This is a genomic window from Streptomyces sp. NPDC058375, from assembly GCF_042723425.1.
Lineage (GTDB): Bacteria > Actinomycetota > Actinomycetes > Streptomycetales > Streptomycetaceae > Streptomyces > Streptomyces durocortorensis.
Genome location: NZ_JBHXJG010000287.1, coordinates 816 through 8,765 on the forward strand (window position 1 = coordinate 816; position 7,950 = coordinate 8,765).

Annotated in this window: 7 protein-coding genes; 4 read left to right on the forward strand and 3 right to left on the reverse strand. The window is 72.5% G+C overall.

Annotation, left to right across the window (positions count from 1 at the left end):
* Positions 1 to 85 precede the first annotated feature (85 nt).
* The 3 genes from ACFWM7_RS30750 to ACFWM7_RS30760 all read right to left on the reverse strand — a co-directional run bounded on the left by ACFWM7_RS30750 (position 86) and on the right by ACFWM7_RS30760 (position 3,417).
* Positions 86 to 1,048: a DeoR/GlpR family DNA-binding transcription regulator gene (locus ACFWM7_RS30750; protein ID WP_383266799.1), complete on the reverse strand. Its 963-nt coding sequence runs from the start codon at positions 1,046 to 1,048 to the stop codon at positions 86 to 88.
* Positions 1,049 to 1,233: 185 nt separating this feature from the next.
* Positions 1,234 to 2,673, reverse strand: a complete 1,440-nt coding sequence (locus ACFWM7_RS30755; protein ID WP_356568431.1) for an NAD(P)H-quinone dehydrogenase — start codon at positions 2,671 to 2,673, stop codon at positions 1,234 to 1,236.
* Positions 2,674 to 2,868: 195 nt separating this feature from the next.
* Positions 2,869 to 3,417: a DapH/DapD/GlmU-related protein gene (locus tag ACFWM7_RS30760; RefSeq protein ID WP_383266802.1), complete on the reverse strand. Its 549-nt coding sequence runs from the start codon at positions 3,415 to 3,417 to the stop codon at positions 2,869 to 2,871.
* A gap of 193 nt (positions 3,418 to 3,610) precedes the next feature.
* Between ACFWM7_RS30760 and ACFWM7_RS30765 the strand changes: the two genes are divergently transcribed.
* From ACFWM7_RS30765 to ACFWM7_RS30780, 4 genes are all read left to right on the forward strand, one after another.
* Positions 3,611 to 4,546, forward strand: coding sequence for a LysR family transcriptional regulator (locus ACFWM7_RS30765; protein ID WP_383266804.1), 936 nt, complete (start codon positions 3,611 to 3,613; stop codon positions 4,544 to 4,546).
* A 161-nt stretch (positions 4,547 to 4,707) separates the two neighbouring features.
* Positions 4,708 to 5,145: a gamma-glutamylcyclotransferase gene (locus ACFWM7_RS30770; protein ID WP_383266807.1), complete on the forward strand. Its 438-nt coding sequence runs from the start codon at positions 4,708 to 4,710 to the stop codon at positions 5,143 to 5,145.
* A gap of 116 nt (positions 5,146 to 5,261) precedes the next feature.
* Positions 5,262 to 6,086 carry a purine-nucleoside phosphorylase gene (locus ACFWM7_RS30775; RefSeq protein ID WP_383266810.1) on the forward strand — a complete coding sequence of 275 codons (825 nt, stop codon included), beginning with the start codon at positions 5,262 to 5,264 and terminating at the stop codon, positions 6,084 to 6,086.
* A gap of 178 nt (positions 6,087 to 6,264) precedes the next feature.
* On the forward strand, positions 6,265 to 7,905 hold the full coding sequence (locus tag ACFWM7_RS30780) for a phospho-sugar mutase (RefSeq protein WP_383266813.1): 1,641 nt from the start codon (positions 6,265 to 6,267) through the stop codon (positions 7,903 to 7,905).
* Positions 7,906 to 7,950 lie beyond the last annotated feature (45 nt).

The following is a 7,950-nucleotide window of genomic DNA, read 5'->3' on the forward strand; positions in this document are numbered from 1 at the left end:
GCCCGCCCCCGGGGCCCCCCCCCCCCCCCCCCGGCGCGGGGGGGGGGGGGGGGGGGGGGCGCGGCCCCCCCCCCCCCCCCTGGGCCTACCGCCGCCGCAGGTCCGCCACGCGCGCTCCCCGCTCACCCGGCACGTCCGCCAGCGTCGAAGCACTGCGCAACTGCGGCCCGAGGCCGCCGTTCTGCGTGCGCCGCTGGCCGGGCAGGGGCATGTCCCGGCGGGGCTGACGCCCCGGAGGGGGGCCCTCCCCGCCGGACGCGTCCGCCCCCGGACCGGCCACCGTGATCTCCACGCCCTGGTCCGCCAGGGACTGCAGCTCGGCGGCGGCCCGCTCGTCGTGGAGCGGCGGCTCGTCCGTGACCAGGCGGGTGATCAGTTCCGTGGGCACAGTCTGGAACATGGTGTCGGCGCCCAGCTTCGTGTGGTCCGCCAGGACGACCACCTCCGCCGCGGCCTGCACGAGAGCCCGGTCGACGCTGGCCGAGAGCATGTTGGAGGTGGACAGCCCACGCTCCGCCGTGAGTCCGCTCCCGGAGAGGAAGGCCCGGGAGACCCGCAGCCCCTGGAGGGACTGCTCGGCCCCGCTGCCCACCAGCGCGTAGTTGGTCCCGCGCAGAGTGCCGCCGGTCATGACGACTTCGACCCGGTTGGCATGGGCCAACGCCTGGGCCACCAGCAGCGAGTTGGTGACGACGGTCAGGCCGGGCACCCGCGCGAGCCGGCGGGCCAGCTCCTGCGTGGTCGTGCCGGCGCCGACCACGATGGCCTCGCCCTCGCCGACGAGGCCCGCGGCCAGGTCGGCGATAGCAGTCTTCTCCGCGGTGGAGAGATGGGATTTCTGCGGAAAGCCGGACTCCCGCGTAAAACCGCCCGGCAAGACCGCACCGCCGTGCCGGCGGTCGAGGAGTCCTTCTGCCTCCAGTGCCCGCACGTCCCGCCGTACGGTCACTTCGGAGGTCTGGACGACGCGGGCGAGCTCACGGAGCGATACCGCCCCGTTGGCGCGCACCATTTCGAGGATCAATTGACGACGTTCTGCAGCGAACACGAAACTGACAGTAACCTGGCCGCCGGTGAGTTTTCAGCAGTTTGCGCCGAATAACAGAAGTTGTACTTCAAAGGGGCCTCCAAGTGGTATAGGAGGCCCCTCTGTTGTTCGGGGTTGATCGTCAACGATCTCAGCGCCGCCCGGACTGCCGGGGGTTGACGCAGATTGTCCGGCTTTCCGGGCCCTCAGCCCTCGCCCGTGAGCTTGCGGGTGTGCAACTGCCGGGCCACTTCGGCGATCGATCCGGACAGGGACGGGTACACGGTGAAAGCGTTTGCGATCTGTTCCACCGTCAGGTTGTTGTCGACCGCGATCGAGATCGGGTGGATCAGCTCGCTGGCGCGCGGCGCGACGACACAGCCGCCGACGACGATCCCCGTACCGGGACGGCAGAAGATCTTGACGAAGCCGTCGCGGATGCCCTGCATCTTGGCGCGCGGGTTGCGCAGCAGCGGCAGCTTCACCACCCGGGCCTCGATCTTGCCCGCGTCGACCTCGGCCTGGCTGTAGCCGACGGTGGCGATCTCCGGGTCGGTGAAGACGTTGGCGGAGACGGCCTTGAGGTTCAGCGGGGCGACCGCGTCGCCGAGGAAGTGGTACATCGCGATCCGGCCCTGCATCGCGGCGACCGAGGCCAGCGCGAAGATCCCGGTGACGTCGCCGGCCGCGTAGACGCCGGGAGCGCTGGTGCGCGAGACCCGGTCGGTGAGGACGTGCCCGGAGTCCTTGAGCCGGACCCCGGCCTCCTCCAGGCCCATGCCCGCGGTGTTCGGGATCGCGCCGACCGCCATCAGGCAGTGCGAACCGGTGATGACCCGGCCGTCGGCCAGCGTCACCTCGACCCGGTCACCGACCCGCTTGGCGGACTGGGCGCGGGAGCGGGCCATGACGTTCATCCCGCGGCGGCGGAAGACGTCCTCCAGGACCGCGGCGGCGTCCGGGTCCTCGCCCGGCAGCACCCGGTCGCGGGAGGAGACGAGGGTGACGCGGGAGCCGAGCGCCTGGTACGCCCCGGCGAACTCGGCGCCGGTGACACCGGATCCGACGACGATGAGCTCCTCGGGCAGCTCGTCGAGGTCGTAGACCTGGGTCCAGTTCAGGATGCGCTCGCCGTCCGGCTGCGCGTCCGGGATCTCGCGCGGGTGGCCGCCGGTCGCTATCAGCACGGCGTCGGCGGTCAGCCGCTCCTCGGTGCCGTCGGCGGCGGTGACGACGACCTGGCGGGAGCCGTCGGCGGCCTGGAGCCCGTCGAGCCGGCCCCGGCCGCGCATCACGCGGGCGCCGGCCCGGGTGACGGAGGCGGTGATGTCGTGGGACTGGGCGAGCGCGAGGCGCTTGACGCGCCGGTTGACCTTGCCGAGGTCCACGCCGACGACCCGGGCGGCCTGCTCGTGGTGCGGGGTGTCGTCGGCGACGATGATGCCCAGCTCCTCGTACGAGGAGTCGAAGGTGGTCATCACCTCGGCCGTCGCGATCAGGGTCTTCGAGGGCACGCAGTCGGTGAGGACCGAGGCCCCGCCGAGACCGTCGCAGTCGACGACGGTCACCTCCGCGCCGAGCTGGGCGCCCACCAGGGCCGCCTCGTAGCCGCCGGGGCCGCCACCGATGATCACGATCCGGGTCACGAAAAGTCCGCCTCGCGTTGTGTAACCCGCGGCCGTCTGCCGCCCCGGCCGGGGGTCCGGGGGATCGCCCCGGGGGAATGCAGTACGTACTCCATTGTCCCGCACGCGCCAAAGTGCTTCGCCCCGGGGCCCTCCATACGGGGAAGAGGACGCCCACGTACGGGAAGGAGGCCGCCCCCGTACGGGAAAGGCGCCTCAGTCGCACCACCGCTTGCGTTCGAACGCGGCCGGTCCGGTCACCAGGGTGTCGGCGGGAACGTCCTTCGTGACGACGGCTCCGGCGCCGACCACGGCCCCCCGTCCGACCGTGACGCCGGGAAGGACGGTGACCGCCGCGCCGAGCCACGCGCCGGCCTCGATCGTGATGGGCGCCCGGGTGATGAACTCGCGCCGTTCGGAGGCCGCGAGAGGGTGGTCGGAGGAGATGAGGCTGACCTTCGGGCCGATCAGGACGCCGTCGCCCAGCCGGATGCCGCCCTGGTCGAGGAAGGTGCAGCCCTGGTTGACGAAGACGTGCTCACCGAAGTCGATGCCCAGCCCGTGGTCGGTGTAGAAGGGCGGATAGACGGTGACGGAACCGGGGACCGGCCGGCCGACGATCTCGGCCAGCAGCGCCGCCCGGGCGGCCGTGTCGTCGAACGGCAGCACATTGAGCCGTGAGGTCAGGGCGGTCACGTGCGCGATCCGCTCGGCGACCCGCGCGAACTCGGGCGTACGGACGTGGAGACGGTCGTGATCAGGCATGGAGATTCCTCACGGGAGGGGAAGGCTGGGAGGGGAGAACCGGGTCGACATCCACCGGAGCAGGGGCCATACCGATCAACCGTTGGTTGCCCGAAACCGGCCACACCATCAAAGCGACCTGATGGACAATGGATCAAGCAACCGCGACCCCACCCACGATCAACCAGCAGTTGCCCAGCCTATGATGAGCGGTATGGACGTCACCGCTGTGCGCACCTTTCTCGCCGTCGTGGACGCGGGCCAGTTCCAGGAGGCAGCAGCCGATCTCTCGATCACTCCCCAGGCGGTCTCCAAGCGCGTCGCCGCCCTGGAGCGGAGCCTCGGCGTCCGGCTCCTCGTCCGGGACGCGCGCGGGGCGCGCCCCACCATCGACGGGCAGGCGTTCCTCCCCCACGCCCGCGGGCTGCTCCAGGCCGCCGAGCGGGCCGTCGCCTCGGTCCGGCCGGGCAGCAGGGCGTTGCGCGTCGACGTGATCGGACGGCAGCTCTCCCTGGCGGGCCTGCTGCGCGGCTTCCACCGGATCCACCCCGACATCGAGCTGGACGTCGTGACGCTGTTCGACTCCGACGCGGCGGTGGCCGCCGTACGGGACGGGACCATCGACGCGACGTTCCGCGCGGTGACCATGCCGGGCAGCCGGCTCCCGCGCGAGGTGGCGGCCACCCCGGTCTTCGACGAACCGCTGCACCTGTTCACCGGGCCGGGCCACCCGTACGCCGATGCCCCGGCCGTCACCTCCGCCCAGCTCGCGGGCCACCGGATCTGGATGCCCGGGAACGCGCCCGGCACCGAGTGGGCGGCCTACTACGAGGAGCTGGCGGAGACCTTCGGGTTCGTCGTCGACACGGTCGGCCCGGACTTCGGCATCGAAGCGCTGCTGGACACCATCGCCGCGTCCACCACCCTTGCGACCTTCGTCAGCGAACAGACCCCGCTCGTCTGGCCCGCCGGTCACGACCTGCGCCGCATCCCCCTGGTGGACCCGGTCCCGGTCTACCCCCACTCCCTGATCCGGCGCACCGACAACCCGCACACCTCGCTGGCCGCCCTGCACCGCCATCTCGCCTCCGCCTACCCCGGCCGCCCCGAAAGCGGCGTCTGGGCGCCGAGCTGGAGCCGCCCCGCGTAGCGATTCCGTTCGACGTCTTCCGTTCGACGTCTTCGACACCCGACGACCTCGAATACGGGTGCGGTACGGCTGCGACACGGCGGCTGTGACGAAGGCCCCCGACCGGGGCCTTCGTCACAGGAACCGCCGCTCCCGCGCCCACCTCCCGTACCCTCGGTCCCATGTCGCTCTACGCCGCGTACGCCGGCAACCTCGACGCGCGGCTGATGACCCGCCGCGCCCCGCATTCCCCGATGCGCAGCACCGGCTGGCTCAGCGGCTGGCGGCTGACCTTCGGCGGGGAGCAGATGGGCTGGGAGGGGGCGCTGGCCACCGTGGTGGAGGCGCCGCGCTCCCAGGTCTTCGTCGCGCTGTACGACCTGGCGCCGATGGACGAGGACTCCATGGACCGCTGGGAGGGCGTCGGCCTCGACATCTACCGCCGTATGCGGATCCGGGTGCACACCCTGGACGGCGAGGAGCCGGCCTGGATGTACGTGCTGAACGGGTACGAGGGCGGGCTGCCCTCGGCACGCTATCTGGGCGAGATCGCGGACGCCGCGGAATCCGCCGGAGCGCCTCACGACTATGTGATGGAACTGCGCAAGCGCCCCTGCTGACCAGGGCGGATCCGGGCGCGCCCGCTCCCTTTTCGTGCGAAAGCACAAAGGCCTTCGACGTGTCTTTGCGCCCGGGCATCTACGCGCGTAGGGATTCAGCGGTTACGCTCTTCCGCGTGAACGCATCTGTTATTCCGGACAACATCCAGGCCGACCCGCAGGCGGCCGCCGCCGGGGCCGCCGCCCGCCTGCGCGAGCTGACCGGCGCCGAGACCCATGACGTCGCCCTGGTCATGGGCTCCGGCTGGGCGCCCGCGGGCGAAGCACTCGGCGTCCCGGAGGCCGAGTTCCCCGTGACCGAGCTGCCCGGCTTCCCGGCGCCCGCCGTCGAGGGCCACGGCGGCACGGTCCGCTCGTACAAGATCGGCGAGAAGCGCGCGCTGGTCTTCCTCGGCCGCACGCACTTCTACGAGGGCCGGGGCGTCGCCGCCGTCGCCCACGGGGTCCGTACGGCGGTGGCCGCGGGCTGCAAGACGGTCGTCCTGACGAACGGCTGCGGCGGTCTGCGCGAGGGCATGCGCCCGGGACAGCCGGTGCTGATCAGCGACCACATCAACCTGACGGCCGCGTCGCCGATCATCGGCGCCAACTTCGTCGACCTGACCGACCTGTACTCGCCGCGGCTGCGCGCGCTGTGCAAGGAGATCGACGACACCCTCGAAGAGGGCGTGTACGTCCAGCTCCCCGGCCCGCACTACGAGACCCCCGCCGAGATCAACATGGTCCGGGTCATGGGCGGCGACCTGGTGGGCATGTCCACGGTCCTGGAAGCCATCGCGGCCCGCGAGGCGGGCGCGGAGGTGCTCGGCCTCTCCCTGGTCACCAACCTGGCGGCCGGTCTGTCCGGAGAACCCCTCAACCACGAGGAGGTCCTCCAGGCCGGCCGCGACTCGGCGACCCGGATGGGCGCGCTGCTGGCGAGCGTGCTGGAGCGCATCTAGGACGTACCCGAGGGCTGCGCCTGCAGCCCCTCCGGGGGCCGATTCAGCCCCTCCCGCGCCTGAGGACCGGGCCATTTCAGTCCCTCCGGCGTTTGAGGAGCGGGGTCCGGGCGGAGCCCCGGCGTCCCACCCACCCGCACCGCCCCACCACACCGCACACCCCCGAAAGGCGGCCCCCGTGCAGCACGACCTCATCGCACAGGCCAGGACCTGGCTGGCCGAGGACCCCGACCCCGAGACCCGCGACGAGCTGGCCGCCCTCATCGAAGCGGGCGACACCGACGAGCTGGCCGCCCGTTTCGCGGGCACGCTCCAGTTCGGCACCGCCGGCCTGCGGGGCGAGCTGGGGGCGGGCCCCATGCGGATGAACCGGTCCGTGGTGATCCGGGCGGCGGCGGGCCTCGCCGCCTACCTGAAGGCCCAGGGCGAGGAGGGCGGGCTCGTCGTCATCGGCTACGACGCCCGCTACAAGTCGGCGGACTTCGCGCGCGACACGGCGGCGGTGATGACGGGTGCCGGACTCCGCGCCGCCGTGCTCCCCCGCCCGCTCCCCACCCCCGTACTGGCGTACGCCATAAGGCACCTGGGCGCTGTCGCCGGCGTCGAGGTCACCGCCAGCCACAACCCGCCCCGCGACAACGGCTACAAGGTCTACCTCGGCGACGGCTCGCAGATCGTGCCCCCCGCCGACGGCGAGATCGCGGCCGCCATCGCCGCGGTCGGCCCGCTGGGAGACGTCGTACGCCCCGAGGACGGCTGGCAGACCCTCGGCGAGGAGGTCCTGGACGCCTACCTCGCCCGTACGGACGCGGTCCTGGCCGCCGACAGCCCCCGTACGGCACGCACGGTCTACACGGCCATGCACGGCGTCGGCACCTCCGTGCTGACCGCCGCGTTCGAGCGAGCTGGTTTCCCGGCCCCGGTGCTCGTCACCGAGCAGGCCGAGCCCGACCCCGCGTTCCCCACCGTGGCCTTCCCCAACCCGGAAGAGCCCGGCGCGATGGATCTCGCCTTCGCCACCGCGCGCCGGGCCGCCCCGGACCTGATCATCGCCAACGACCCGGACGCGGACCGCTGCGCCGTCGCCGTGCCCGACACCGCCACCGAGGGCGGCTGGCGGATGCTGCGCGGCGACGAGGTGGGCGCGCTGCTCGCCGCGCACCTGGTGGAGCGGGGCGCCTCCGGCGTGTTCGCCGAGTCGATCGTGTCGTCGTCGCTGCTCGGCCGGATCGCCGAGAAGGCGGGCCTCGGGTACGAGGAGACGCTGACCGGCTTCAAGTGGATCGCCCGGGTGGACGGCCTGCGGTACGGCTACGAGGAGGCGCTCGGCTACTGCGTCGACCCCGAGGGCGTCCGCGACAAGGACGGCATCACCGCCGCCCTGCTCGTCGCCGAGCTGGCCTCCGTACTCAAGGAGCAGGGCCGTACGCTGCTGGACCTGCTGGACGACCTGGCGCTCGCCCACGGTCTGCACGCCACCGACCAGCTGTCGGTGCGGGTGGAGGACCTGACGGTCATCGCGAACGCCATGACCCGGCTCCGCGAGCAGCCCCCGACCGCCCTGGCGGGCCTCGCCGTCACTTCGGCCGAGGACCTGTCGCAGGGCACGGACAAGCTGCCGCCCACCGACGGGCTGCGCTACCACCTGGAGGGGGCCCGGGTGATCGTCCGCCCGAGCGGCACCGAGCCGAAGCTGAAGTGCTACCTGGAGGTCGTCGTCCCGGTGGCGGACGCGGCCGGACTGCCTGCCGCGCGGGCCCGGGGAGCCGAACTGCTCGCCGGGATCAAGCGGGATCTGGCGGCGGCAGCGGGGATCTGACGGGCAAAGCAGCCGGAACGCGGAAGGGCCGGCCCCCTCCGGGGG

Excerpts from the sequence above, each read along its gene's own strand:
- ACFWM7_RS30770 (WP_383266807.1), top strand. The coding sequence starts at position 4,708 with ATGTCGCTCTACGCCGCGTACGCCGGCAACCTCGACGCGCGGCTGATG.
- ACFWM7_RS30765 (WP_383266804.1), top strand. The coding sequence starts at position 3,611 with ATGGACGTCACCGCTGTGCGCACCTTTCTCGCCGTCGTGGACGCGGGC.
- ACFWM7_RS30760 (WP_383266802.1), bottom strand. The coding sequence starts at position 3,417 with ATGCCTGATCACGACCGTCTCCACGTCCGTACGCCCGAGTTCGCGCGG.